This window comes from Rathayibacter sp. Leaf299 (assembly GCF_001423055.1).
In the GTDB taxonomy this organism is placed as follows: domain Bacteria; phylum Actinomycetota; class Actinomycetes; order Actinomycetales; family Microbacteriaceae; genus Rathayibacter; species Rathayibacter caricis.
In genome coordinates this window covers 379,250-405,289 of sequence record NZ_LMNT01000002.1, presented here as the reverse complement: position 1 = coordinate 405,289, position 26,040 = coordinate 379,250, and the positions used below count along the sequence as shown (strand labels likewise).

Genomic DNA, 26,040 nt, shown 5'->3' with positions numbered 1-26,040 from the left:
GCGCCGACCCTCGATCGACCCAGCGCGTCCTCCCAGGAATCTCCTCTCACCCTCCGAACCAAGGACGTTGACAAGTCCCACAGTGCGGGATATCTTCACTCTCAAGCAGTGGAGCTTCGCGGTGACCGGGAGACCGGACGCAGCCGATCATGCTGCGCAGAGACCTCACCCCGCGCCCTCGTCCGAGGGGGCGGATCCCCTCAGACCGCTGGAGGCACCGGTGCCACTCGCCGAGAACGATCGCAGCTTCGACATCGAGCTGGCTACGGTACCGACCGTCCACCGGACGAACCAGCGCTGGCTGACCGACCTGAAGTACCGCCTCCCGACGCGCTACCTCGCCGCCTGGGCCGCCCTGGCGCTCCTGGTCGTCGTCGCCGCGGCCTTCGCACCGTCGAGCATGCGCGGACCGTCCATCTCGGTGGTCACGGCGCTCGCGGGAATCCTCACCCTGGCCGCACTCGGCCAGATGCTGATCCTCATGATCGGCGGGCTCGACCTCTCTGTGCCGGCCATGGTCGCCATCTCGGCCGGCATCATCGTGCGCTACGGAGTCCCCGGCGCGAACCTGCCCGTCGTGATCGTCCTCGCCCTGGCCGTCGCTGTCGCCTTCAGCCTGGTCAACGGCGTGCTGATCTCCCTGCTCCGGCTGAACTCGCTGATCGTGACGCTCGGCACCCTGGGCATCGCGTCAGGTGGGATCGGGCTGTGGACGGGCGTCTCCTTCTCGATCACCGGCGCCGCACCGGCCGCGCTGACCGACTTCGCCCGCACCTCCTTCTTCACCGTCAACGTCTGCTTCCTCGTCGCGATCGTGGTCGCGGTGCTGCTCGGACTCGGCCTCTCCCGCACTCGAGCAGGACGCATGGTGGGCGCCGTCGGCGCCAACCGGCGCGCCGCGCGCACACTCGGCGTGCACGTCCTCGCGATCGAGCTCGGCGTCTTCGCACTCGCCGGACTGCTCTACGGGTCGGCCGGCGTCCTCGTCGCCTCGTTCATCGGCACCCCTGACACCTCGATCGGAACCCCCTACCAGCTGGCGACCGTCACGGTCGCCGCGATCGCCGGAGTCGCTATGAACGGAGGCCCCGGCAGCGTCGCCCCGGTCATCGCCGCGAGCGTCTTCCTCCAGCTCCTCGACCAGGTCATCGCGATCGCCGGGCTCCCCACCGGAGTCGGGACGATCTTCCAGGGCGTATCCCTGGTCGTGGCCGTCGCAGCGATCGCGATCTGGCGGGCGCTGGACACGGGAGCACGCCGACTCGGGCGCCTGCGCCGCACGACTTCCTGAGGTCCGCACCTCGCGGGACATCACCCTCGCCTCCTGCACCACGACACCCCCTCCCCTCTAGAGAAGAGACCCGACAATGAAGTTCACCTCTCTCGGGCAGGTACGACGCAGCCGTCGCCTCGCCCTGAGCACCCTCGCCCTCGGCGGAGCGCTCGCCCTGATCCTGACCGGCTGCTCGACCACCACGAGCAGCGGCGGCGGCGGCGGATCCGCCGAGCTGTCCGACGAGACCACGACGATCACCCCCGAGAACGTCGACCAGGAGCAGTTCGCGGCCACCATCCGCAAAGCGTTCCTCACCGATGTCCCCGTCTCCGATCTCGACCCGATCGTGGCCGATGCCCTCGCCGTCGCCTCCGAGCCGCTGAGCGACGAGAACCAGGCCCTCTTCGAGGAGTGCCTGCGTCAGCCGGTCTGTGAGACCGGTCACGGATCGCTCAAGGTCGGCATTCCGATCTTCGTGACCGCGAACGCCTACACGAACGTCAACCGTGCGGAGACCACCGCGCAGCTGCTCGCCTACCCCGAGGTCAGCGAGATCCACTACTCCATCTCCAACGGAGACATCGCCGCGTCGATCTCGAACGTGCAGAGCCTGATCACCCAGGGCGTGGACGTGATCATCGTCGACCTCGCGCTCGGTGGAGCCATGAACTCGGCGCTGCAGGAGGCCGCAGACGCGGGCATCACCATCGTCAACGTCAACACGCCGGTGTCCGAGGACACGTCGACACTACTGACGACCGACTTCCCCACCGGCCTCTGCCAGACCTACACCAACGGCGTCGAGGCGCTCACGAGCTCGATCACCGAGCCGTCGACGTACATGCTCTTCACCGGCATCGCCGGCAACGACAACGCCGGCGCCTGGCAGCCATGCGCGCGCGAGGCCTTCAACGCGGCCGGCTGGACAGAGCTCCCCGGCGGATTCACCAACTGGAACTCGCAGGGCGAGGCCCAGGCCGCGAACGCCCTCCGCGCCTCCGGCCAGGTCCCCGGTGCGATCGTGTACGACTTCTCCGCCGACCGTCTCGTCCAGCCGTTCATCGACGCCGGGGAGACCCCGCCGGCCGTCATCTCGGGCGTCTCGACCTACGCCTGGCTCACCACCGTCCAGAACGCCCAGGACGCGGGCGTGCAGCTCGACTCCTGGGTCTCGAACGGACACGTCTGGTTCGGCCGCCTCGCGGTGACCGCCGCGATGCAGCTCGCGCACGGCGAGGACGTCCCCGCGGAGGTGACCATCGACCTTCCGATGGCGCCCACGAGCGACATCCTCGAGACGGACTGGCAGGACATCCCCGCCGACGCCATCATCTCGAGCCTGCTCACCAACGACCAGATCTCGCAGGCGCTCGCCGCCAACTGACCGGGCGTCACCTGCACTCCCCTGGTGCGGGGTCCTGAATCCCCGGGCCCCGCACCACCCCACTCCGGTCCTCGACCACCACGTCCTCCTGAAAGGTCCCGCCCATGGCCGACACCCTGTCGACACCGCTGCAGGCAACGCCGAACCTCACGGTCCCGGCGCTCTCCCTCCGCGGGGTCACGAAGACCTACCCGGGCGTGAAGGCCCTCGACCAGGTCGACTTCGAGTGCCGTCCCGGCGAGGTCCACGCTCTGGTGGGCGAGAACGGGTCGGGCAAGTCGACCCTGATCAAGGTCGCGTCCGGCGTGCTCACCCCCGATTCGGGAGAGGTGCGCATCGGCGGGGAGGTCTCGACCGGGAGCGGCGTGAAGCGCGCCCGGATCCTCGGACTCGGTACCGCCTACCAGGACACCTCGCTCGTGCACGAGCTCTCGGTCGCCGACAACATCGCCCTGTCGTACAACGCTATCGGGAAGCCCTGCCCCGATGATCTCGTGTCGATCCTCGGGACGTACGCGGCACCCTTCGCGCCGTCCGACATCGTCGACGACCTCGGCCCCGGCTCCCGGCAGCTGCTCGAGGTGATCCGGGCCATGATCCAGAAGCCGCACGTGCTGATCCTCGACGAGCCCACCGCCGCGCTCGACATGAACCTCGCCGCGCACCTCGAGCACCTCATCCAGCTCTGCCGCAAGGAGGGCATGGCGATCATCTACGTCAGCCACCGGCTGGCCGAGGTCCGTCGTCTCGCGGACCGCCTGACCGTCATCCGCTCCGGCGTCATCCAGGGCACCTACGACGCCGACGACTGGGACGTCGACACGATCGTCGAGCTGATGGTGGGCGTTCCCGCCGACCTGAAGTTCCCCGACCGTCTGGCGGTCCCGAGTGAGAAGAACCGCCTCGAGGCACGCGAGCTCACGGGCCCGGGATACGGCCCCGTGTCGTTCACGGTGCGCGGGGGCGAGATCGTCGGTTTCGCCGGCGCCGAGGGCAACGGGCAGCGCGCCCTGCTCCGCGGGGTCATCGGCCTCGAGTACGACAGCGGCGAGATCCTCGTGGACGACTCGGAGCTGTCCTCTCCCAGCCCCTCCTCCGCCCTCAAGGCCGGGATCAGCTTCCAGAGCGGCGATCGGGCGATCGAGTCCGTCTTCGCCCCGCTCTCGGTCATGGACAACGTCACCACTCAGCTCGGCTCCGACGCCGGCCCGGTCGGCACCGCGCCTGGAGGCCGCCTCCGCACGGCGTTCGCGGCAGCGTCGAAGCAGTTGAACATCGTCGCCGCCTCCCCCTACCAGCCGATCGGCGCACTCTCCGGCGGAAACCAGCAGAAAGCGGTCCTCGCCCGTCCGGCACTGAAGAAGCCGAAGGTCCTCATCGTCGACGAGCCCACGCAGGGCGTCGACGCCCTGGCCCGGATGGACATCTACCGCATGCTCGTCAGCGCCGCCGAGGAGGGCGTCGCCGTCGTCGTCAACTCCTCCGATGCCGGCGAACTCGCGGGACTCTGCGACCGTGTCTACGTGATGTCGCGCGGGCAGATCGTCGAAGAGATCGTCGACCCGCCGTCCGAGGCCGCGATCGTGCGCAGCTTCGTCAACACCACCGACACCGCGGCCACCCGGACGATCAGGAAGCCGACCTTCTTCGAGAAGTGGAAGGCCCGGCTGCCCATCAACGTGCCCGTGCTGATACTCGTGGCCCTCCTAGCCGTGGTCGCGATCTACACCGGCGCCAACTCAGACGTCTTCTGGAGCTCCCGCAATCTCGCGAACCTCCTTCTCGCGACCCTCCCCCTCGCGATCGTCGCCCTCGGTCAGCAGCTCGCTCTCCTCTCCGGCGGATTCGACATCTCCATCGGATCGACGATGAGTCTCACCGTCGTGGCGATGTCCTTCACACTGCCGAGCCTCGAGGGCGGTCCGATCCTCGTCACGGTGCTCGTCCTCCTCGCGATCGCGCTGGCCATCGGCGGGCTCAACGCCGTCATGGTGATCGGCCTGAAGGTCAACTCGGTCGTCGCGACGATCGGGACGCTGGGCATCGTCGCGGGAACCGCCATCGTGCTGCGTCCCCAGTCGGGCGGGATCATCGCCCCCGACCTCGGATCGCTCGTGAGCCTCGGAGTCGCCTTCGTCCCCGCCCCGTTCGCGGTCCTGGTCGCCGTGGCGATCGGCCTCGAGATCTGGCTCACCCGGAGCACCTCGGGACTCGCCCTGCGCGCCGTCGGCTTCAACGACGAGGCCAGCAGCCGGATCGGCTGGAACGTCAACGCGATCCGCTCGCGTGCCCTCATCCTCTGCGCCCTCGGCGCCGTCGTGGCCGGCGTCTTCCTCGCCTCGCAAACCGGAGTCGGGTCCAACGCCGTCGGCAGCAGCTACTCGCTCGCCTGCTTCACCGCGGTGTTCCTCGGTGGCGCGGTGATGACCGGCGGGCGCGGCTCCTTCATCGGAGCTCTGCTCGGCTCGATCTTCATCTCCCTCCTCAACAACGCGATGCCGTTCCTGAACGTGCCGCCGGCGGTCTCCCAGATGGTGAACGGAGCGATCCTGGTCGTCGCGATCTCCCTGTACGCGGTCCTCGCTCGCGCACGGGCACGCAGATGAGCACGGGCGCCCCGGCTGTGCCGACTGCTGTGGCGCCGGCTCGACTCGCGCCGGCACCGCCGATCCGGCCGACGCCCATCGGACGCGCTGCCGATCGGCCGTCGGCACAGGCGCCGTGCGCACCGGACTGCGACTACTGCCGCGGACCCGAGACCGACTGAGCACTCCGTTCTCCTCGCGAGACGGCTCTCCCGACCATCGAAGGCCGACCGGCGGGATCGGAGCGACGGCCCTCCCCCGCCGTGCGACCCGCGCCGCCGATCCGGCCCGGCGGCACGCACGCCTCCGATCACGGCCTCCTCACCACCGCCTCCGACTCCGGCCTCTGCGCCCGGGCGACGGGGCGGCGGGGCGGCGGGGCGGCGATGCCGTCGTCTCGTGGCGACGGCCGAGTGTCCCGCGTCCGTCGCCACCCTCCGCCGGACCATCGACCCGCCGGCAGCAGCGAGCGGACCGGCTGGCCGCGCCCCGGGCCGGACGTCGCGCAGCGGGCACAGGGAGATCCTCCCGTCTGCGAGTGGGCGCCTAGCGGTATCTGCACCAGCTGAGCACCCGGTCGCGTCCACTCGCTACTGCCGACGGCGACAAGGCGACGCGAGCAGGACTCCCGAGAGCGGGCGGGGCCTGTTCCGCGTCCACTCGACGCGGGCACCGCACGGGATCCGAGGCGACGTCGCCTCCTCGGGCTCCGCTCCCACGGCACACAGAACGGCCGCCCCTCGCGAGGAGGAGCGGCCGTTCGTGAGGAGACGCGGATCGCTATCCCCGACCGGGCACCGTGATCCCGTGCAGCACGCCCATGCGCTCGAAGTGGTCGTAGATGCGCTCGACGTAGGTGGCGAAGTCGGGCGATTCGACCAGCGCGAGCGGGCGCGGTCGCGGCAGGTCGACGATGATCTCATCCACAATCCGTCCCGGGCTCGGGCTCATGACCAGGATCCGGTCGGACAGACCGACCGCCTCCTCCACGCTGTGCGTGATGAAGAGGACAGTGGGCCGGTTGCGCAGCCACAGCTCCTCGAGGTCGGCGCGGACCTGCAGGCGGGTGAGAGCGTCCAGTGCCCCGAACGGCTCGTCGAGGAGCAGGACCGCCGGGTCGTGCACGATCGTTCGGATCAGCGAGACGCGCTGGCGCATGCCTCCGGAGAGCTGCTTGGGGTACTTCCCCATCGCCTTCTCGATGTGCAGCTGCTTGAACAGCTCGGTGGCCTTCTCACGCTGCGCGGCCTTGTCGAGGTGCCGCACGTCGGCCTGGATCAGCACGTTGTCCATCGCCGTGCGGAAGTCGAGGAGCAGGTGGTCCTGGAAGGCGATCCCGACGTCGGTGAACGGCTTCGTGATCGATGCGCCACCGATCGTGATCTCGCCGTTCGAGCGCGAGAGCAACCCGGCGACCATCAGCATCAGCGTGCTCTTGCCGCAGCCGGACGGCCCGACGATGGAGACGAACTCCCCGGACTCGATATCGACGGAGACGGTGTCGAGGGCTTGGAACGGCTTCGCCGAATCGAGGCCGAAGGTCTTCGAGACGCCCTCGATCGATATCGGGAGACCGACGGTCGTCGAGGTGCTGGAGGGTGAGGTCACGAGCTGAGCCTTTCTGCTTGCAGGAGCGGGGAAGTCGGGGGCCGGGCCGGTGGCCGCGAGAGCTGCGCACATCGGCGCTCGGCGTCTCGCAGCCACCGTCGAGTGCTCTACTCGCAGCTGCGGAGGTCGCCCTCTGCCGGCAGGTAGTCGTAGCTCGTGTAGGTGGCGGGATCGAGCGGGGTGTCGAGCAGACCCGCACGGACCATCAGGTCGTTGCTGGTCGTCCAGCGCTCCGGAGAGGCCTCACCGATGTGCGTCGCCTCTGCCGCGCAGAGCAGGGGCAGGAGGAATTCGAGCTCGGCCTGCGCGTTCTCCTCGACACTGTCCGGCTGGAGCTGCTGGATCGCGTCGAGAGCGCGCTGCGGGTCGTCGAGCGCCTCGCCCCATCCGTCGAGACTCGCGGCCACGACGGCACGCACGGTGTCGGGCTGCTCGTCGAGGAAGCTCTGCGTCGTGAAGATCGAGTGCGCCACGAGTGTGACGCCGTAGTCGCCGAACAGGAACTCGTCGAAGTCGGCGTCGAGGTTCGTGAGCGAGACGTTCGAGTCCTGCCCGCCGACGATGGCGTCCACGTTGCCCTGGAGCAGCGACGGGACCATCGACTCGAAGGGCACGTTCGCGATCGTCACGTCGTCCTCGGACAGACCGTTCTGCTCGAGGAACAGTGGGAAGAGGAACGAGAACGCACCGCCCTGCGGGACGGCGACCGTCTTGCCCCGGAGGTCTTCGACGGACTCGATGCCCTCGTCGGTCAGAGCCTGCAGTGCGGTGTTGGTCACCTGGTTGATCGTGGACACCACGACTAGCGGGGCGCCCTGGGCGACGGCCTGGGCGATCGCTGTCGCGTCGGCCACACCGACGTCGGCCTGGCCGCTGGACACCAGCTGCACTGCGGTACCCGAGCCGGTGCCCTGCTCGACCTGCAGGTCGAGTCCGGCGTCCTCGTACAGCCCGTCCGTCTCGGCGAGGGCGAACCCCGCCGTGGAGGCGGACCACGCCCAGTGGAGCTGCAGGCTGGCCGACATGGTCGGCTCCGGCGCGTCACCGTCCGATCCGGAGTCGTCGGCGGGCGTGCTCGCGCTGCAGCCGGCGAGCAGGAGCGCCGCCGCTGCTGCCGCGGCCAGGCTGGGAATGCTTCGTCGCATTGAGAGACCTTTCATCGTCGGCATCCGAGGTGGACGGGACCCGCCCACCTCGTTCGGTGCCTGAGCTGCTGGGGAGATGCGACCGGAACGGCTCCGATCGCAGCGGATCACTTCTCGAGGCTTCCGCGCTGCCAGGGCGTCAGCAGCCACTCGATGAACTCGAGGAGGTAGTTGATGACGATGCCGATCACGGTGAGGATCACGAGAGTTGCGAACATGTACTCGGTGTCCAGGGCGCTGCTGGCTCGCAGCAGGGCGTAGCCGAGTCCGCTGTTCGACCCGAGGAACTCGGCGACCAGAGCTCCCGTGATGGCGAGCGTCGCCGACGTCTTGATCCCCGAGAAGATCACGGGGAGGGCGGCGGGGAACCGCAGCGACCAGAAGGTCTGCCAGCGGCTAGCTCCCATGGACTTCGTCAGGTAGAGCAGGCGCTCGTCCAGGATCGAGAATCCACTGACACTGGCCAGCAGCACGGGGAAGAACGTGATGAGGACGACCAGCATGATCTTCGTCTCGGGCCCGAATCCGAGCCAGACCAGCAACAGCGGTGCGATCGCGATCTTCGGGATCAGCTGCAGGACCATCACCGGCGGGTAGAGCGTCTGCTTCGCAGCGCGGGAGAGAGCGATGACGAGACCGAGGGGTATGCCGATCGCGATGCTCAGAACGAAGCCGATGACGATCGCCGTAAGGGTCGCCTGAGTGTGCCGCCAGAGGCTGTCCGCGTCCTCGAACAGTCTGGTGAAGACATCGACGGGTCCGGGGAGCAGGTACGTCGGGATCGCGAAGATCTCGACGACCGCCGCCCATGCGACCAGGATCGCGAGGAACACCAGCGGAGGCACCATGGCCCAGGCCACCGATCGAGTGCGACGCCGAGTGCGGGCGCTCGATCGCCGGCTCGCCTCGATCCGGTCCTCTCGGGTCTGCGTGGCGACCATCCCGGTCGCGGCGGTGCCGGGGCGATCGTCTGCGGCGCGATGCGTGATCGGCATGGGCTCTCTCCTCATCGATTCGAGCGTCGTCCTCGTCGATGAGTCCGGCCCCGCGATTCACCGGCCGTCTCCGGATCAGCGTCAGCGGCTCCCGGAGAAGGGAACGACGTCGTCGATCGCTCGGCACGTCGACCGCGCAGCGGACGTCGTGATCGAGGAGAGGAGTCGGGTGGTGGAGCGCAAGGGGGACGCGTCGACGCCAGGAGAGCGTCGTTGCTTCGGTCCTGCGGTACTACGCACAATATCCGACATTGTGGGACTTAGTCAATACCTGACCAGCTTTCCGCGAACCTCGAACGCCGGACGGTTGGATCGACCGCCTCGGGCACGCACGAGAGCGGGGTGCGCCACCAGCCGCGGTGGCTCACCCCGTTCCCGTCATCCCGACGGAAGAGAACTCAGAGGTTCTGCGTGAAGAACTCCGTGAGCTTGTCCCACGGGATCAGATCGACGCGGTCGTAGAGGTCCACGTGGCCTGCTCCCGGCACGATGTGGAGCTCCTTCGGCTCTGCAGCACGCTGATACGCGTCCTCGCTGAAGTAGCGCGAGTTGGCGATCTCCCCGTGCACGAGGAGGATCGGCCGGGGCGAGATCCACTCGATGCTCTGGAACGGGTGGAAGCGCATCAGCGCCCCATTGCTGGTGAGCGACATCTCGGTCGTCGACCGTGGGTGCTGCCCGCGCGGTGTGCGGTAGTAGTCGTAGAACTCCCGAGCGACCGCGGGCGAGTCGGCGGTGATCGTCTCCGGAGTGCCGACCACGTACTCCGACTCCCCTCCACGCGCCTCGGCCCACCGCTGGCGGCTCATGACGTCGACCTGCTGGCGACGCTCCTCTTCCGTCATCGTGTCGCCGAGGCTCTGGCGCCGGTCGCGCCCCATGTCGTACATGCTGACCGTCGCGACGGCCTTCATCCGGGTGTCGGTCTGGGCGGCGGCGATCGAGAAACCCCCGCTTCCGCAGACGCCGAGAACACCGAGGCGATCCGCGTCGACGAGGGGGTGCAGTCCGAGGTAGTCCACTGCGGCGCTGAAGTCCTCCACGAAGGCTTCGGGAGACGCGATGAAGTGGGGCTCTCCTCCGCTCTCGCCGTTGTACGAGGCATCGAAGGCGAGGGTGACGAATCCCCGAGCCGCCAGCGTCTGGGCGTAGAGGCCCGAGGTCTGCTCCTTCACGCCACCGAACGGGTGACCCACGATCAGGGCGCGGGACGGGAGGGAGCGCCTCGCCCCCGAGGGCGAGTAGAGATCGCCGACGAGGGTCAGACCGAGCCGGTTCGTGAACGTGACCTTCTCGTGGTTGACGGCCGGATCGCGGGGGAAGGTCTTGTCCCATTCGGTGGTGGCGATGCGCTCTTCCGCCTCGCCGGCGTCCTCACTGAACAGATTGCCGAGCGCGACGGCACCGACAGCGGCGGCACCGCCTGCGCCGGCCAGGGCGAGCAGGTGCCGCCGCCTCAGTCCCCGCGTCTCCTCGCGCTCGGGATCGGGGGAAGTGCCGGTGGTCGTGGTGTCGGTCATGGTGTCTCCTCAGAGATCGTCGGAACGGGCGGCGGGGGAAGGATCGGAGGTCCCGGTCGTGCCGGGTGGCCGAGAGGATCGGCTGCACGGAGCCCACCGAAGCCGCAGAGCCGGACGCCAGCGAGGGGTCCGCCCAAACGGGTTCCGGCAGGGCCCCTCTCGCGGTCAGCTCTCCGATCGCTGCACCGGCGGCGTTGTGGGCGGCACGGAGGGAGCCCGCTCCGCCTCGATCACTGGCGCGCATTCCCAGGGCGCGTTCAGCCCTGCCCTCGTACTACCTCCGATGCACCTCGCTCGGGGGGCCCGGACAGGACCTCCTTGCTCGTGCCGATGCGGACATACGCTCCGAGCTCCCCCAATCGCCCGCCCCTACCGCTAGGTGAACCATGACGATCAAGACCTCCAGCAGTGCCGTCGCTCTCGGCGCAGGCCTGCTGCTCGCACTCTCCGCATGCTCGGCACAACCGGCCGGTGATGCATCCGCCCCCCTCGACGGCCAGTGGCGCATGACGTCGCTCGAAGCGGGAGGGGAAGGGAACTATCTCGAGGTCCCGTACTCCGGGCAGGTGATCTTCGACGGCGACCTCTTCTCGGTGCAGGCATCGAACCCGGACGTGGCGGCGCCGGACACTGCGTACACGGTCAGCGGCTACGAGGCCTACTACGGCCTCGTCGACGTCGACGAGGACGAGGGGAGCTTCACCGTCGAGGTCGAGAACGCCCTCGCTCGCGACCTCGTCGGGCAGACCCTCGAGCGCAGGTTCGAGGTCGAGGGGGACACGCTGGTCCTGACTCCTGCGGACCCGTCCGAGGGCTGGCGCGTGACGTACGAGCGGTTGAACGCCGAGTAGGTCCCTGCCGGCCATGTGAGGTCGGGTGGACCGCCCTGCGAGCGGCGGTCCGCCCGACCGCGTCGACATCAGCGCTCGGCCGGCACCGACCCCAGCCGAGGAATCAGCGTCCTCTCCGCCTCGACGACGGACGACGACCGAGGAGGTGCTGTCAGAGCCCTTCACGCCGTGCCCGAAGCGGAATAGCGTCCATCGAGCCCCCCGAACCCACGAGAAGAGGAACCATGTCCCACCACTCGGACGGCTACATCTCCGCGCTCGCGCCGGACGTGTCGCGCACTCCTGTCCGCTACCGGAACCGGTACGGCATCGAGATCGCCGCAGACCTCTACGTCTCCACCGACCTCGACGCAACCGTTCACCGGGCCGGCGTCGTCATCGGCCCTCCGCACGGCGGAGTGAAGGAGCAGGGTCCGAGCGTCTACGCGCAGGAGCTCGCGCGGCGCGGTCTCGTCGCCCTCGCCTTCGATCCCTCGTACAACGGCGAGAGCGGCGGCGAGCCCCGGCACATCACCTCTCCGGAGCTGTTCGCCGAGGACTTCAGCGCCGGCGTCGATCACCTCGGAGCACTCACCTTCGTCGACCGCGACCGGATCGGGGTCCTCGGCATGTGCGGGAGCGGCGGATTCGCCCTCAGCGCCGCCCAGGTCGACACCCGCATCAAGGCCGTCGTGACGTCGGCGATGTACGACATCAGCGGGATCTCACGCGACGGCTGGCAGAGCTCGTCCACCGACGACGATCGGCGCGCAGCCCTCGAGTCGCTCGCGGAGCAGCGCTGGCGCGACGTCGACAGCGGTTCGGCCGCACTCTCCCCTGCTTTCCCCGACGTCTACGAACCGGACGCACTCGATCCGATCACGGCGGAGTTCCAGGAGTTCTACGTCACCGATCGAGGGCACCACGAGAGATCGATCGGCGCGTTCACGATCACCAGCAGCGTCGCGCACGTGAACTTCGGTGCGCTGCGGCATCTCGCGGACATCGCACCACGCCCGATCCTGTTCATCACGGGAGACCGGGCGCACTCCCGATACTTCACGGACGACGCCCTGGCGCAGGCGACCGGGCCGACGTCGCTGGTCGTGGTCCCCGGGGCCCGTCACATCGACCTCTACGACCGGACCGATCTGATCCCGTTCGACACGATCGGCCGATTCTTCGACAAGGCACTGGACTAGCCTTCTTCAGCAACGGGCACGCCGGATGCCCGGACGCTCGACGCCGGACCGCGGGCCTCCTTCCTCCCCCGGCATGGCAGGCTCGCGATCGACGTCAGGAGGTGGGGAGTGGAAGCTCCAGTGCGCCGGGTCCGCCTGCAGGACGTGGCCGCGGCGGCGGGATGCTCGACGTCGACGGTCTCCCGCGTCCTCAGCGGCCGCGGGCAGGTGGGGGCCGAACTCGCTGCGACGATCCGCGAGGCCGCCGCCGCGCTCGGCTACGATCCGTCCGTCGAGACGCGCGGTCGGCGACTGCAGCCCGCCCTCCAGGTCCTCGACCTCGTCCTGCCGCAGTGGGACGATCCCTGGGCGAGCAGGGTCATCGCCGGGGCGCAGGCGTCGGCGCTGTCGCGGGGCTTCGACCTGGTGCTGTCGGCCGAGCGCGACGATCCGCACGACGACTGGCCGGCACGCGCCGTCCGTCGAGGGAGCGCCGGTGTCGTCGCCGCGATGATCAGGCCCACGTCACGCCAGATGGCGCTGCTCGCAGCGGCCGGGATCCCCCTGGTCCTGATCGACCCTCCGACCGATCCGGATGCCGCTGTTCCCATCGTGGCGACAGCCGACTGGGAGGGCGGATTCGCAGCGGGTCAGCATCTCGGCTCTCTGCAGAGGACGCGAGCGATCGCGCTGACGGGCGTGCCCCGATTCCGGTGGGGGCGAGCACGATTGGACGGAGTGCGCGAAGGAATCGCGTCGGTCAACGCGCGGTCCACCTTCGAGGTCGAGGAGATCCGTTGGGGCGCACCCCATGACGTCGCCGAGGCCCTGCTCCCCGTCCTGGAGTCCGTCCAGGAGCCCGCGGTGCTCTTCACCAACCTCGATCACTGGGCCTATCCCGCTTACCAGGCGGCACGAAGGCTGCAGCTCTCCATCCCTCGCGACCTGGCCGTGATGGGCTTCGACGACGAACCGGCGGCCCGGTACATGCGCCCGCCCTTGACGACGATGCATCAGCCGCTGAGGGAGATCGCCGCCGCAGCGATCGGACTCGTGGTCGACCGATCGCGTGGACTCGTGCGCGACGATCACCGGCTCCGCCTGCCTTCCGTGCTCGTGACCCGCGGATCGACCTCCGGCTGAGGTTTTTTTGCGCACATGAATTGGCGCTCTCGAGGGCCGGGCCGATGATGGCTCCACTCGAGCGGACGGCTCTCCGCCGCTCGCATCACCGAGACGGTTCAGGTCATTCCTGCTCAATGAGGAGTCAGCACATGCGTACTGCACGACGATCCCTGGCGGCCGCGGCGGTCATCACCGCCACAGCACTGACGCTCACCGGCTGCGGCAGGTCGAGCGATCCGGACGCGGGCGGGACGGCGTCCGCTGCCGTCGCCGATGGGCCGGCGACCGGGACCATCACCCTCTGGGCGATGGGCAACGAAGGCGACCGGCTCACGCAGATCCTCGAGGGATTCGAGGAGGCGAACCCTGATTCCGACATCGAGATCGTGTCCGTGCCCTGGGGCAGCGCGTACGACAAGGTGTCGGCCGCGATCGCCGCCGACTCGCTTCCGGACCTCGTCCAGGTCGGAACGACTTGGATGGGCGGTTGGGCCGCCGCAGGCGCCTTCGATCCGCTCCCGGAAGGTCTCGTCGAGCCCGAGGACTTCTTCGAAGGGCCCTGGGGCACGACGGAGATCGACGGCGTCTCCTACGGCGTCCCCTGGAACACCGACCCCCGCGCGTTCATCTACCGCAAGGACTTCGCCGACTCGCTCGGCCTGGAGGCACCGACGACTTGGGACGAGCTCACCGCTTTCACCACGGCACTGCAGGAGTCCGGACAGGCGCGGTACGGCATCTACCTCCCGCCCAGCGGCACCGACTTCTGGCAGAACGTCGCGCCCTTCGCGCTGCAGGCCGACGCCGAGTTCCTGACCGAGGACGAGGAGTCCTTCGATTTCGATTCCGAGGGCTGGCGCGAAGGCCTCGCCTACTACCAGTCCTTCTTCACGGACGGCGTCGCCGAGACTCGCCAGCTCGTCGCGGGGCAGGAGAACGTCACCGCGTTCGTGGACGGCGATATCGGCTCGTTCATCGACGCGCCCTACGTCCTGCGGGCGGCCATCGATCAGGGGGGTCCCTCCTTCGCCGACAAGGTCGGGATAGCGGAGCTCCCTGCGAAGGACGCGTCCAGCGAGTCCACGTCGCTCGTGGGCGGCTCGGACTGGGCTGTCTCAGCGAACTCGGACAACCGCGACGGCGCCTGGAAGCTCGCGCAGTACTTCGGCACCCCCGAGGTCCAGACGCAGTGGTACGCCGTCGACGGCTCCACTCCGGCCAACGAGGCCGCCTGGACAGACGAGATCACTGCGGACCCGATCACCGCGGTCTACGGAGCAGGCCTGGAGAACGCCCGGTCGGCGCCGACCGTCGCCACCTGGCCGCAGGTGGCGGCCTCGCTCGACACGAACTTCGAGCGCGTCGCGAAGGGCAGTGCGACTCCGGAGGAGGCGTTGGAGGCGATTCAGAACGAGGCCGACGCCATCGGGCTCGGACGGTGACGATCTCCGCACGACGGGGCGGTGGTTCGGGACGCGACCGACCCGCCGCCCCGTCAGCGCCCCGCACCAGGGGTTCTGCAGTCGAAGCGCGGGCGCGACGCGACAACCGGACCGGGCTCCTCTTCTCGGCGCCGTTCCTCGTGCTGTTCGTCGCTTTCAGTGCCCTGCCAGTCGTCGCGTCTCTCGCCCTGAGCTTCACCGACTTCACCAGCCGGGACCTCCGTGACGTGCTCGGGGTGGACTTCGTCGGACTGGAGCAGTACGCCCAGCTCTTCGGCAGCACCCGCTATCTGCGGTCCCTGCTCAACACGCTTGTGTTCGTGGTCGTGGGCGTGCCCCTGACCATCGGAGTCGGCCTGATCCTCGCCGTTCTGCTCAACAACGGCATCAAGCGGTTCCGAACCGTCTTCCGCGTGGGCTTCTACGCGCCGGTCGTCACCTCGATCGTCGCCGTCGCCGTCGTCTGGCGTCTCATCCTCCAGCCCGACGGTCTCCTCAACAGCGTCCTCGGCTGGGTCGGCATCAGCGGACCCGACTGGCTGCAGAGCACGACGTGGGCTCTGCCATCACTCGTCGCGATGGCTGTGTGGCGGAATTTCGGAACACTCATGGTGATCTTCCTCGCAGGTCTGCAGGACGTTCCCGAGGACGTGATCGAAGCGGCCACCATGGACGGCGCCGGCGCCTGGCGCCGCTTCCACTCCATCGTCCTCCCCCTTCTGCGTCCCGCGATCCTCTTCGGAGCCGTGGTGACGGGAGCCGGGTTCCTCCAGTTCTTCGAGGAGCCGTTCGTGATGACCCAGGGAGGCCCCCTCGACGCCACGTACTCCGCCGCGTACTTCGCCTACGACCAGTTCGGCTTCGGCAACTACGGCTACGCGTCCGCCGCCAGCTACGTCCTGTTCGCGGCCGTCGTCGTGATCACCCTGATCCAGTTCCGTCTCCTGGGAAGCAAGGACCGACCGTGACCGCGCCCACCTCCTCGCCCCTCGCATCTCCCCTTTCGCCACGTCGAAGCGCCACCTCTCGCTGGTGGCTGTACCCGATTCTCACCGTCGCAGTCCTCCTCACCGTCCTCCCCTTCGCGTGGATGCTGCTGTACTCCTTCCTGCCGGAGGAGGTCATCCGCGGCGGCCTGGACGGTCTGCTGCCCCTCACTCTCACCGGTGAGAACTTCGCCCGGCTGCTCGATCTCGGCTTCCCCCGCTACTTCCTCAACTCGGCCCTGGTCGCCGTCGTCGTGACCCTCGGCAACATCGTCTTCGCATCGATGGTGGGATACGCGCTGGCGAAGCTGACCTTCCGGGGTCGCGACCTCGTCTTCGGACTGGTGCTGGGCATGCTGATGATCCCGACGATCGTCACGTTCATCCCGCTCTTCGTCCTCACGAGCCGCCTGGGACTGGTCAACTCCTACCCCGGGCTGATCCTGCCGTACCTGGTCACCCCGATCGGGATCTTCCTGATGCGCCAGTTCATCGACGGGATCCCCGACGAACTGCTGCAGGCGGCACGGATCGACGGTGCAGGAGAGATGCGCATCTTCTTCGGCGTCGTCCTGCCCCTGTCGACTCCCGCTCTCGCGACGCTCAGCATCCTGACGTTCCTCTCCTCGTGGAACAACTTCCTCTGGCCGCTCGTGGTCGCTCAGTCCGACGACTACTACACGCTGCCCGTCGCTCTCGCCCTCTACTCGACCGGGACCCAGGGGACGAACTACGGACTCCTGATGGCGGGCGCCGTCGCCGTCATCGTGCCGATCCTGATCCTCTTCGTCGTCCTGCAGCGCCACTTCACCCAGGGAGTCGCGACCACCGGCTTGAAATAGGCACCCGCCCCGATCGATCTCCAGCGGCACTCCGCACTGCTCACGCACGTCCACTGCTCACGAAAGCAAGAAATCCTGTGAAGAACACCTCCGTCCAGCTCTACAGCGTCCGCGCCGCGATCGAACGCGATATTGAAGCGGCACTCGATCGCCTCGCCGCGATCGGTTTCACCCAGGTCGAGCCCTACGCGTTCGACGAGCGCGTCGGCGACCTGCGGAAGGCGCTCGCAGCATCCGGACTGGCCGCTCCCTCCGGACACTGCCTCGTGATGGACCGGGAGGATCCGCAGGCGGTGTTCGACTCAGCCGCCGAACTCGGGATCGAGACCGTGATCGACCCGTTCCTCCCCAGCGACCGATGGCAGACGCGCGACGACGCTCTGCGGATCGCGGAGCGGGCGAACGAGCTCGCCGATCTGGCAGCGGAGCGGGGTCTCGCCTTCGGGTACCACAACCATCACTGGGAGTTCGCGAACCAGGTGGACGGCCGTGCCGTGTACTGGGCCTTCGCCGATCAGCTTTCCGAGAAGGTCGTACTCGAGATCGACACCTTCTGGTCGACTGTGGCGGGCGTCGATACTCCCGCCGTCCTGACGACCCTCGGCGATCGGGTGCGGTTCCTGCACATCAAGGACGGCACGACCTCCGGCGACACCGCCACGTCCCTCCCGAGTGCCGAGAGCGCCCTGGTCGTCCCGGACTCGCTCGCCGAGGCGTTCAAGGAGCAGGTGCCCGCCGGAAGCGGGGACGTCGACGTCGTCGCGATCCTCCGGGCCGCACCCCTCGCCGTGCGGGTCGTGGAGTTCGACGACTACTCCGGTGACGTCTTCGAGGGCATCGCCGGGTCCTTCGCCTGGCTCTCGGAGAACGACCGATGACGGCCGCTCAGGGATCCGGGCCCGTCGGCGTCGGCATCATCGGGGCCGGGGTCATCTCGGATGCGTACCTGGAGAACCTCGGCCGCTTCGCCGATGTCCGCGTCGTCTTCATCGCCGATCTGGAGAAGGATCGTGCCCGCGCGCAGGCGGAGAAGCACGGGATCGCCGGTCACGGATCGGTCGAGCAGCTCCTCGGGATCGATGAGATCGAGATCGTCGTCAATCTGACGGTGCCGGCCGTTCACGCGGGAGTCGGTCTTCGGTGCGTCGCCGCGGGCAAGCACGTGTGGAGCGAGAAGCCCCTCGCGCTCGACCACGACTCCGGGACGCGCCTCCTCGCCGACGCGGACGCCGCAGGAGTCCAGGTGGCCTGCGCGCCGGACACCGTTCTCGGTGCCGGTCTCCAGACCGCCCTGCGCGCGATCGCCCGAGGCGACATCGGGGAGCCTCTGACGGCGACGACCCTGTTCCATGTCCCCGGGCCCGAATCCTGGCATCCGAGCCCCGAGTTCCTCTTCGCCGAGGGTGCAGGTCCGTTGTTCGACATGGGTCCCTACTACCTGACAACGCTCGTCCACGTGTTCGGAGCGGCACATCAGGTCAGCGCGGTCGCGTCGAGATCCTCAGCGAGCCGCACCATCGGCAGCGGACCGCGCGCCGGTCAGATGTTCCCGGTCGTCGTCCCCACTCACCACGCCGCACTCATCTCCTTCGAGTCCGGGCACTCCGCCCAGTCGGTGTTCTCGTTCCAGAACGCTCTGCCTCGGATGGGCTTCGTGGAGATCAGCGGCTCGGAGGGGACGCTCGTGCTTCCCGACCCGAACACGTTCGACGGCGATTCGACGCTGTGGCGATTCGGCAGCCAGGAGCCGACGGTTCTGCCGGCGGTTGGGCCGGCGTTCGGTCGAGGTGCGGGAGTCGTCGACCTGGCGCGGGTCGTCCGGCGGGGTGGTGTCCCGCGCGCGAACGGGGCCATAGCCAACCACGTCCTCGACATCATGCTCGGGATCTCCCGTGCCGCAGAGGAGCAGCAGGTCGTCGAGATCACGTCCTCGGTCGCCCGGCCGCACCCCTTGCCCGAGGACTGGGATCCGGCGGCCGCGACCCTGTAGGGAATCGTCCGCCGCGGCGGGGGGCGCAGCCACGAGCTCGGACCGGGTCGACGTCAGCCTCGGACGGGGTCCGACGTCGCCCGGAGTTCCGGCGCGAGCTCGAGCTGCGCCAGGAACGGGCTGCGCTCGGCCTGCGCCGGGTACCCGGCGACGTCGCGCACGCACTCCGGGCACCAGTGTCCCGCTCGGAGGATCAGGCGCGGGCTGCCTGCGAACCGGTGCCCGAACGCGCACTCCCATGAGAGCGCGGTCGTGACGTCCCCGGCGACGACGACGTCGGTGAGCAGTCGTCCTCCGCGGTGGCGGGCGACCTCGCCGAGCAGCGGTCCGTCCCACTCCGCGGTCGGGAGCGACTCGTCGTAGCCGTGGTCGAGGAGCGTCGGGACGCGGCCCGGGCGCGGCGGCCAGAACGTGTCCCAGCCTCCGATCGCCTCGCGATCAGCGGGCGAGCCGAAGTAGGCCGCCACCGCCTCGAGGTCGCCGCGCCGGACGTAGTCCATCGTTCCGCGGTGCCGCAGGGTGAGCGGCTTCATCACGAGATTCTTGACGAGGCCCGCCGGCAGCCGGCCGGCTACCCGCAGGGCCGGATTCGCCGCGACTGCGCGCCGCAGGGCGTCCTCCGGCGTGTCCTGCCGGAACGGCACGAGCTCGTGCAGGCGGTCGGAGTCGGTGTACCAGTGCCCGTGGAAGTTGCGGGTCGCGAACCAGTCGCGCTCGTACCAACCGCGCACATCGCGGACCCCGAGGGCACGCGAGATGCGCAGCTGCATGTCCCAGTTGGTCAGGCGCCAGGCGTCCCCTCCCCCGATGTTGTGGATCCCGCCCCACAGCTCGTCCGGAACGTCGCGCTCGGAGACCGCGATCGCGAGTCGCGCGGCGTCCTCGGCCGAGACCCACTCCATGACCCCGCCGAGCGTGGAGTGGGTCATGATCGGGTCCCGGATCTCGAGCATGCCGGGGTGGAGGATGCCTGTCTGGCGCAGCTGCACCCACTTCGGGAGCCCGGAGTCGACGAGCTCCTTCTCGGCGATCACCTTGCTCTGCCCGTACTCGTCGTAGCGCGAGACCCGCAGCGGATCCCCGACCCGGCCCCAGTGGTGCGGGGGCGTGCGGTCGCCCGTCTGCGCGACCGTGCCGACTCCGACGACGGCGATACTCGAGGGGTCGGGCTGAGCCCGGACCGCGCGGATGATCGTGCGGATGCTGCCGACGTTGATCCGGTGCGCCAGCTCGGGGTGGTCATCGGCGAAAGGCGAGACGACTGCGCCGATGTGCAGCACGACGTCCGCTCCGCGAACGCAGCGCTCGACGGCGGGGTAGTCGGTCATGTCGCCGAAGACGACCTCGAGGTTCTCCATGTCCTCGTACCTCCGGATCACAGCGAGGTCCTTCGGCGTCGGGAGGACGAGCGCGACGACCTCGAAGTCGGCCGCCCGCTCGCGGAAGGCGTCGAGGACGCGGCGCCCCCAGTTGCCCGCGGCTCCGGTCAGGAACACACGTCGGCGGGCGGCAGTCCTGCGGGTCATCGAGTGTCCGATCCTGAGCGAGGGACGGCCGCTCGGTCGAGCGCACCGAGGAGCAGGTCGACGCCGGCCGCGAAGAAGGGGGTATCAGGCCGATCGAGGAACCCGTGCGGTGCCTCCGGCACGACGGAGTAGTCGACGGTCACTCCCGTGTCGCGGAGTCCGCGGGCGAACGCGGCGCCCGAGGCGCGGAGCGTGTCGCGGTCGGCGTCGATCATCGTCGTCGGCGGCAGACCGGCCAGGCGGCCGTCGCCGGGGAAGACCGGGCGCGGTGCGTCACCGGCGTAGTTCGCGTTCATGCGCCTGACCAGCCTCGGACTGAACTGGGTGAAGGAGTGGCGTCCCCGGGTGCGGGAGCGCAGGGCGGCGTCGATCGGGGGCAGCTCGGCGTGGAAGGTGCCGTAGGCGAGCACCAGCCGGGCGGGCGGCGGGGCGTCCTCGTCCCGGAGCCGCATCGCGGCGGCCGCGGCGAGGCAGGCGCCCGCGCTCGCACCGCCGAGGACCACGGGCTGCGCGGCCGAGGCGGCGATGCTCGAGAAGGAGTCGACGAGGTCCTCCATCGGCACCGGAGCGCGGTGCCCGCGGGCCGATGCGCGGCGGGACGGCGGGAGGAACCATGAGAAACGAGGCGCCAGGCGATAGTCAACCGAGACCACCTCATGACCCGCCGCCGCCGTGCTTGCCGCGACGGCGTGGGCCTCCAGCTGGTCGAGACCGCCCCAGGCGAACGCTCCGCCGTGCGCCCAGACGAGCAGAGCGGAGTCGCCCCGCGCCTCGCGCCCGCGGTAGCGCCGCACGGGGATGCTCCCGTGCCGGCCGATGACCTCGTCCTCCGTCACCTCGACGGAGGCGGGCACCTCGAACGCGGCGCTCACGCAGGCACCGGGTCCGCCGTGCTCAGCGCCATGAGCTGCTCGAGCGCCTCGGGCGGGAACGCGCCGCCCGTGAACGCGACGAACTGCTGCATCGGCATCGACTCGACCATCTTCAGGCCGTCCTCGTTCGCCTCCGCCTCGCGGGCCTGCTCCTCGCTCATTCCCGCCGCCAGGCCCTGCCGCAGGGCGGGTCCGACGACCGGGTGCGCGAACCACTCTCCGACCGTCGAGTCGAGGGTCAGCGGACGCACCAGCACGTCTCCGGCGAGCACGATCGCCTTCTCAGCCACGATCCGCGAGGCGTTCTCGCCGATCTGGACCGCGTACTCGCCTCCGGGCACGATCCAGTCCGACTGCTCGATGTCCCAGTACGCGAACGCGCGCCGGTCGAGCTCCAGCGACACCGTCCGGGACTCGCCCGGCCGGAGGCCGATCTTCGCGAAGGCGCGCAGCTCCCGTCTCGGTCGGCGCACTGGTCCGGCGTCGGTGGAGACGTAGACCTGCACGACGTGCCGGCCGGCGACGGCTCCGGTGTTGGTGACGACGAGCTCGACCCGGGCGGAGTCGTCTCCCGTCTTCTCGACCAGGAGGTCAGACGTGGCGAAGGCCGTGTAGCCGAGGCCGTGGCCGAACGGGTAGCGGACGGGAGCGGCGGCCGTCTCGTAGTGGCGGTAGCCGACCATCACGCCCTCGCCGTAGCGGACGTGGCCCTGCTCCCCGGGGAAGGTGTGCACGCTAGGGGTGTCCTGCAGCCTCAGCGGGATCGTCTCGGCGAGGCGCCCGGACGGGTTCACCACTCCGAAGAGGAGATCGGCGATCGCGGATCCGCCGGCCTGGCCGAGCAGCCAGCCCTCGAGGATCGCGTCGACGTCGTCGTGCCAGCCCTCGAGCGACACGACTCCGCCGTTCGAGAGCACGACGACGGTGCGAGGGGCCGCCGCGGCGACCACGCCCAGCAGCTCGACCTGCGCAGCCGGGAGCTCGAGGGAGCTGCGGTCGAAGCCCTCGGACTCCTCCCTGTCGCCGAGTCCCGCGAACACGATCGCGATGTCGGCGCGAGCGGCGACATCGACCGCGCGCGCGCGACGCTCGGCCTCGTCCGGATCATCGGCCCCGACGAGGAAGCCGTCGGCGTACTCGACGGTGGTGCCGCGCTCATGGGCCAGTTCGCGGATCGCGTCGAGCGCCGTGTCGACCCGGGTCGGGGTCAGATGCGAGCTCCCCCCACCCTGGAAGCGCGGCTCGGCGGCGAAGGCGCCGATGACCGCCAGGCGGGGAGCGGAGTGCAGCGGCAGGACACCGGCGTCGTTCTTGAGCAGCACAGCCGAGTCCGCGGCCAGACGGCGCGCGAGTGCGTGATGGCCGTCGACGTCCACGGCTCCGCTGGGCTCGTGGGGCAGCTCGGTGAGTGCGAGCACGCGGCGCACCGCGGTGTCGACGGCCTCCTCCGACAGCCGCCCGGAGCGGACGGCGTCGACGATCCTCTGATCGGTGGCCCCGCCGCTCGCCGGCATCTCGAGATCCATGCCCGACTCGACGCCGGCGACGCGGTCGCTGACCGCGCCCCAGTCTGAGACGACCGCGCCCTCGAAGCCCCATTCGGTGCGCAGCACGTCCGTGAGCAGCCAGCGGTTCTGGGAGGCGTAGGTGCCGTTGACCTTGTTGTACGAGGCCATCACGGTGGCCGGCGCGGCCTCCTTCACCACCCGCTCGAAGGCGGGGAGGTAGATCTCGCGCAGCGTGCGCTCGTCGACGTCGGCGCTGATGCGCATCCGCTCTGTCTCCTGGTTGTTGGCCGCGAAGTGCTTCACGGACGCTCCGGGGCCGACCTCCTGCATCGCCGAGACGTGCGCGGCACCGAGCACTCCCGACAGGAGCGGATCCTCGGAGTAGTACTCGAAGTTGCGGCCGCAGAGCGGGGAGCGCTTGATGTTGACGCCCGGGCCGAGCACGACGGCCACGCCTGCAGCGAGAGCCTCCCGACCCACCGCGGCGCCGACCTGCGCTGCGATCTCGGGATCCCAGCTCGAGCCGACGGCGACCGCGGGCGGGAAGCACGTGGACGGGAGCGCGTCGTTGATGCCGAGGTGATCGGCGGGGCCGTCCTGCCGGCGGATGCCGTGGGGGCCGTCGGTGAGGAGGATCGAGGGGATCCCAACCTCGTCGAGGGCCTTCGTCGTCCAGAAGCCACCGCCCGACAGCAGGGACGCCTTCTGCTCGAGAGTCAGGGTGCTGATGTCGTGGCTCATGCGGAGGCTCCGTCGGTGTCGGCGGTGAGGGCGTCGGCGAGCTCGACGCGGAACTCGGCGGAGGCACCGGGGATGTAGTCGAGCAGGGTGGTGATGGGCATCGCGGCCGCTTCGGGCGAGGCGCCGTCGAGCGGGACCCCGGGGTAGTGGCGGCCGAAGACGTCCAGGAAGCGGCGCCAGGCCGAGGGGTCGGCGGCGACCTCGCCCAGTGTCGAGCTCAGGTCGAACGACGTCGGGGCGGCGGGACGCTCGACGGCGTAGGTCCAGCGGTGCTCCCCCGACTCGACGTGCAGCGCGGCGTATTCGGGATGCATCGGGAGAACGACCTCGGCCGAGGTTCCGCCCGGCACCCGCACGGTGACGTCCATCTCGTCGTCCGCGAGGCTCCAGGCGACGAGGACCTCCCCGTGCACGGTCGTGTGACGCAGGGTCGCCGAGGTCAGACCCCCTCCCGGCTGCGGCGCGATGCACATCCTCCGGTACCCGGGCTCGATCGCGCTGAGTCCGCCGATGGTGCGGTGCATCCAGTCGACGACGGCGCCGAGGGCGTAGTGGTTGAGCGAGGTCATCCCGGAGGGATTGAGCGTGCCGTCGGGTCGGACCGAGTCCCAGCGTTCCCAGATCGTGGTGGCGCCCTGCGTGACGGGGTAGAGGAAGGACGGGCAGCCCTTCTCGAGCAGCATCAGGTACGCCTCGGCGAGGTGTCCCGTGGACGACAGAGCGTCGGTGACGAGCGGAGTCCCGGCGAACCCGGTCGAGATGCGGTACCCGGATCGCGCGACGATCGCCGCGAGCCGGTCGCCCGCGTGCTGCCGCTGGTCGTCGTCGAGGATCCCGAACGTGATCGCAAGCGCGTACGCGGTCGCGGTCTCGTTCACGACCCGGCCACGCTGGGAGACGTACTCGTCGAGGAACGCCGTGCGCACCCGCTCGGCCAGGCGCGAGAACTCCTCCGCGTCCTCCGTGCGCCCGAGGATCCGCGCGGTGTCGGCGGTCTCGCGGGTGGTGCGGCAGAGGTAGGCGGCGGCCACCAGGTGCCGGTCGGTCTTGCCGCCGGCGGGGTTGTCGTCGGGGGCGTCGGGATCGAGCCAGTCGCCGTACTGGAATCCGCTGCTCCAGAGCCCGTTGTCGTCGAGCAGGTCGGCGACCTGGCGGAGGAAGGCGGTCATCGAGTCGTACGCCTCGGCGAGGATCCGCTCGTCTCCGTACTCGCGGTAGAGGGCCCAGGGCAGGCTCACGGCGACGTCGCTCCAGAGCGCCGTCGGCGAGGACGGCGTCGAGAGCACGTCCGGGACGACCCACGGCACGTACCCCTTCTCCTGCTGCTCCACCGCGAGGTCGCGCAGCCACGATCCGAGGACGCCGCGCACGTCGTAGAGGAACGCGGCCGTCGGCGCGAAGGCGTTGATGTCGCCGGTCCAGCCGAGCCGCTCGTCGCGCTGCGGGCAGTCGGTGGGCACGCCCACGAAGTTGTCCCGCATCGACCAGACGGCGTTCGAGTGCAGCCGGTTCAGGAGCGGGTCCGACGTCTCGAGCCAGCCGGTGCGGATCATGTCGGAGTGGACCACGACGGCGCGGAGGGACTCGGCGGTCAGCTCGCCGGGCCAGCCGTCGACCTCGACGTACCGGAACCCGTGGAACGTGAAGCGCGGCTCCCACGTCTCGACCTCCCCGCCGCGGAGGGTGTACCGATCGGTCGCCGCCGCGGTGCGGGTCGTCTCGAAGTCGGCCTCTCCGTCGATCACAACCTCGGAGTGGCGCAGTACGACGGTCGTGCCTGCCGGCCCGGAGACACTCACGCGCACCCAGCCGGAGATGTTCTGACCGAAGTCGACGACCGTGCGCCCCGCCGGAGTCGTCAGGACCTCGACCGGAGCCAGCTCCTCGATCCGCCGGATCGGGGGTGCGATCGGGTCGACCAGCGACTCGGAGGGCCAGTCCAGGACCTCGACCGCGCTCCACGAGGAGTCGTCGAAGCCGGGGCCGTCCCAGCCGACCGGTTCGAGCCGGGCGTCGAACTCCTCGCCGTCGTAGATGCTGTTCGCCCGCACCCCGCCCTGGGCGGCGCGGAAGCCGGTCCCGCTCGCAATCGTCTCGAGGCGGCCGTCGGCATACTCGAGCTCGAGCTCGAGCCACGCGGCGGGCCGGTCGGAGTAGTGCCGACGCTTCTCCTCCCAGCCCAGGCGCCCCACCGCCCATCCCTCTCCGAGGACCGCGCCGAGAGCGTTGGCGCCGACCTCGATCCGGTCCGTGACGTCGTGGCTGCTCACCACGAGGCGGTGGCGGTACGAGGTCCAGCCCGGCGCCAGCACTTCGTCACCGACCACCGCGCCGTTGAGGTGCGGCTCGACGAGTCCCACCGCGGTAGAGCGGAGCGTCGCGCGAACGGGCCGCTCGGCGACGTCGAACGAGCGGCGGAGGTAGGCGGCTGGCTCGCCGGCGTCCCCGGTCGAGGCGACGGGGGTGATGAGGACTGCGGTCACG

19 protein-coding genes are annotated in these 26,040 nt (G+C 69.6%); 11 read left to right on the top strand and 8 right to left on the bottom strand.

The genetic code is table 11. The annotated features are described in order from the left end of the window. Positions 1 to 220 precede the first annotated feature (220 nt). The 3 genes from ASF48_RS09130 (at position 221) to ASF48_RS09120 (ending at position 5,266) form a co-directional block, all read left to right on the top strand. Entirely contained in the window at positions 221 to 1,291 is a 1,071-nt protein-coding gene (locus ASF48_RS09130) for an ABC transporter permease (protein ID WP_055790061.1), read from the top strand. Positions 1,292 to 1,367: 76 nt separating this feature from the next. Further along, a complete protein-coding gene (locus ASF48_RS09125) occupies positions 1,368 to 2,660 on the top strand; it encodes a substrate-binding domain-containing protein (RefSeq protein WP_055790058.1) in 1,293 nt (430 codons plus the stop codon). Positions 2,661 to 2,764: 104 nt separating this feature from the next. Continuing rightward, a complete protein-coding gene (locus ASF48_RS09120; protein ID WP_055790055.1) occupies positions 2,765 to 5,266 on the top strand; it encodes an ATP-binding cassette domain-containing protein in 2,502 nt (833 codons plus the stop codon). A 759-nt stretch (positions 5,267 to 6,025) separates the two neighbouring features. On the opposite strand, the gene ASF48_RS09115 is transcribed toward ASF48_RS09120, so the two are convergent. The 4 genes from ASF48_RS09115 to ASF48_RS09100 form a co-directional block, all read right to left on the bottom strand. Further along, on the bottom strand, positions 6,026 to 6,853 hold the full coding sequence (locus tag ASF48_RS09115) for an ABC transporter ATP-binding protein (RefSeq protein WP_055790052.1): 828 nt from the start codon (positions 6,851 to 6,853) through the stop codon (positions 6,026 to 6,028). 107 nt (positions 6,854 to 6,960) lie between these two features. Further along, entirely contained in the window at positions 6,961 to 7,998 is a 1,038-nt protein-coding gene (locus ASF48_RS09110) for an ABC transporter substrate-binding protein (protein ID WP_055790049.1), read from the bottom strand. A gap of 107 nt (positions 7,999 to 8,105) precedes the next feature. Then, the gene (locus tag ASF48_RS09105; protein WP_235577222.1) at positions 8,106 to 8,993 is read right to left on the bottom strand and encodes an ABC transporter permease; all 888 of its coding nucleotides are present in this window, start codon (positions 8,991 to 8,993) and stop codon (positions 8,106 to 8,108) included. A 398-nt stretch (positions 8,994 to 9,391) separates the two neighbouring features. Next, positions 9,392 to 10,513, bottom strand: a complete 1,122-nt coding sequence (locus ASF48_RS09100; protein ID WP_055790046.1) for an alpha/beta hydrolase — start codon at positions 10,511 to 10,513, stop codon at positions 9,392 to 9,394. A gap of 386 nt (positions 10,514 to 10,899) precedes the next feature. On the opposite strand from ASF48_RS09100, the gene ASF48_RS09095 reads away from it, so the two are divergent. From ASF48_RS09095 to ASF48_RS09060, 8 genes are all read left to right on the top strand, one after another. Then, on the top strand, positions 10,900 to 11,364 hold the full coding sequence (locus ASF48_RS09095; protein WP_055790043.1) for a lipocalin-like domain-containing protein: 465 nt from the start codon (positions 10,900 to 10,902) through the stop codon (positions 11,362 to 11,364). Between the two features lie 224 nt (positions 11,365 to 11,588). Continuing rightward, a complete protein-coding gene (locus tag ASF48_RS09090; RefSeq protein ID WP_055790040.1) occupies positions 11,589 to 12,545 on the top strand; it encodes an alpha/beta hydrolase in 957 nt (318 codons plus the stop codon). A gap of 108 nt (positions 12,546 to 12,653) precedes the next feature. After that, positions 12,654 to 13,667, top strand: coding sequence for a substrate-binding domain-containing protein (locus tag ASF48_RS09085; protein ID WP_082481173.1), 1,014 nt, complete (start codon positions 12,654 to 12,656; stop codon positions 13,665 to 13,667). A 131-nt stretch (positions 13,668 to 13,798) separates the two neighbouring features. After that, a complete protein-coding gene (locus tag ASF48_RS09080) occupies positions 13,799 to 15,091 on the top strand; it encodes an extracellular solute-binding protein (protein WP_055790034.1) in 1,293 nt (430 codons plus the stop codon). A 140-nt stretch (positions 15,092 to 15,231) separates the two neighbouring features. Beyond that, the gene (locus ASF48_RS09075) at positions 15,232 to 16,059 is read left to right on the top strand and encodes a carbohydrate ABC transporter permease (protein ID WP_442965564.1); all 828 of its coding nucleotides are present in this window, start codon (positions 15,232 to 15,234) and stop codon (positions 16,057 to 16,059) included. Beyond that, a complete protein-coding gene (locus ASF48_RS09070; RefSeq protein ID WP_055790031.1) occupies positions 16,056 to 16,919 on the top strand; it encodes a carbohydrate ABC transporter permease in 864 nt (287 codons plus the stop codon). Before ASF48_RS09075 ends, ASF48_RS09070 begins: the two co-directional genes overlap by 4 nt. A 77-nt stretch (positions 16,920 to 16,996) precedes the next feature. Further along, positions 16,997 to 17,797 carry a sugar phosphate isomerase/epimerase family protein gene (locus ASF48_RS09065; RefSeq protein ID WP_055790029.1) on the top strand — a complete coding sequence of 267 codons (801 nt, stop codon included), beginning with the start codon at positions 16,997 to 16,999 and terminating at the stop codon, positions 17,795 to 17,797. Then, positions 17,794 to 18,909 (top strand): Gfo/Idh/MocA family protein, encoded by a 1,116-nt coding sequence (locus ASF48_RS09060; RefSeq protein WP_055790025.1) that lies wholly within the window; start codon positions 17,794 to 17,796, stop codon positions 18,907 to 18,909. The genes ASF48_RS09065 and ASF48_RS09060 overlap by 4 nt, the downstream gene beginning before the upstream one ends. A gap of 53 nt (positions 18,910 to 18,962) precedes the next feature. Here ASF48_RS09060 and ASF48_RS09055 read toward each other — a convergent pair whose 3' ends face one another. Genes ASF48_RS09055 through ASF48_RS09040 form a run of 4 tightly spaced genes read right to left on the bottom strand, consistent with a single transcriptional unit; the run spans position 18,963 to position 26,039 of the window. Next, entirely contained in the window at positions 18,963 to 20,435 is a 1,473-nt protein-coding gene (locus ASF48_RS09055) for an NAD-dependent epimerase/dehydratase family protein (protein ID WP_055790022.1), read from the bottom strand. Continuing rightward, positions 20,432 to 21,307 carry an alpha/beta hydrolase fold domain-containing protein gene (locus ASF48_RS09050; protein WP_235577221.1) on the bottom strand — a complete coding sequence of 292 codons (876 nt, stop codon included), beginning with the start codon at positions 21,305 to 21,307 and terminating at the stop codon, positions 20,432 to 20,434. Before ASF48_RS09050 ends, ASF48_RS09055 begins: the two co-directional genes overlap by 4 nt. Continuing rightward, a complete protein-coding gene (locus tag ASF48_RS09045; RefSeq protein ID WP_055790019.1) occupies positions 21,304 to 23,556 on the bottom strand; it encodes a glycoside hydrolase family 3 C-terminal domain-containing protein in 2,253 nt (750 codons plus the stop codon). Before ASF48_RS09045 ends, ASF48_RS09050 begins: the two co-directional genes overlap by 4 nt. Beyond that, positions 23,553 to 26,039, bottom strand: coding sequence for an alpha-L-rhamnosidase (locus tag ASF48_RS09040; RefSeq protein ID WP_055790015.1), 2,487 nt, complete (start codon positions 26,037 to 26,039; stop codon positions 23,553 to 23,555). Before ASF48_RS09040 ends, ASF48_RS09045 begins: the two co-directional genes overlap by 4 nt. Between the last annotated feature and the right edge of the window lies 1 nt (position 26,040).

What these genes read in the sequence shown, in the direction of transcription:
- ASF48_RS09105 (WP_235577222.1), bottom strand. Translation starts at nt 8,993, where the DNA reads ATGCCGATCACGCATCGCGCCGCAGACGATCGCCCCGGCACCGCCGCG.
- ASF48_RS09100 (WP_055790046.1), bottom strand. Translation starts at nt 10,513, where the DNA reads ATGACCGACACCACGACCACCGGCACTTCCCCCGATCCCGAGCGCGAG.
- ASF48_RS09110 (WP_055790049.1), bottom strand. Translation starts at nt 7,998, where the DNA reads ATGCGACGAAGCATTCCCAGCCTGGCCGCGGCAGCAGCGGCGGCGCTC.
- ASF48_RS09055 (WP_055790022.1), bottom strand. Translation starts at nt 20,435, where the DNA reads ATGACCCGCAGGACTGCCGCCCGCCGACGTGTGTTCCTGACCGGAGCC.
- ASF48_RS09120 (WP_055790055.1), top strand. Translation starts at nt 2,765, where the DNA reads ATGGCCGACACCCTGTCGACACCGCTGCAGGCAACGCCGAACCTCACG.
- ASF48_RS09080 (WP_055790034.1), top strand. Translation starts at nt 13,799, where the DNA reads ATGCGTACTGCACGACGATCCCTGGCGGCCGCGGCGGTCATCACCGCC.
- ASF48_RS09125 (WP_055790058.1), top strand. Translation starts at nt 1,368, where the DNA reads ATGAAGTTCACCTCTCTCGGGCAGGTACGACGCAGCCGTCGCCTCGCC.
- ASF48_RS09090 (WP_055790040.1), top strand. Translation starts at nt 11,589, where the DNA reads ATGTCCCACCACTCGGACGGCTACATCTCCGCGCTCGCGCCGGACGTG.
- ASF48_RS09095 (WP_055790043.1), top strand. Translation starts at nt 10,900, where the DNA reads ATGACGATCAAGACCTCCAGCAGTGCCGTCGCTCTCGGCGCAGGCCTG.
- ASF48_RS09060 (WP_055790025.1), top strand. Translation starts at nt 17,794, where the DNA reads ATGACGGCCGCTCAGGGATCCGGGCCCGTCGGCGTCGGCATCATCGGG.
- ASF48_RS09045 (WP_055790019.1), bottom strand. Translation starts at nt 23,556, where the DNA reads ATGAGCCACGACATCAGCACCCTGACTCTCGAGCAGAAGGCGTCCCTG.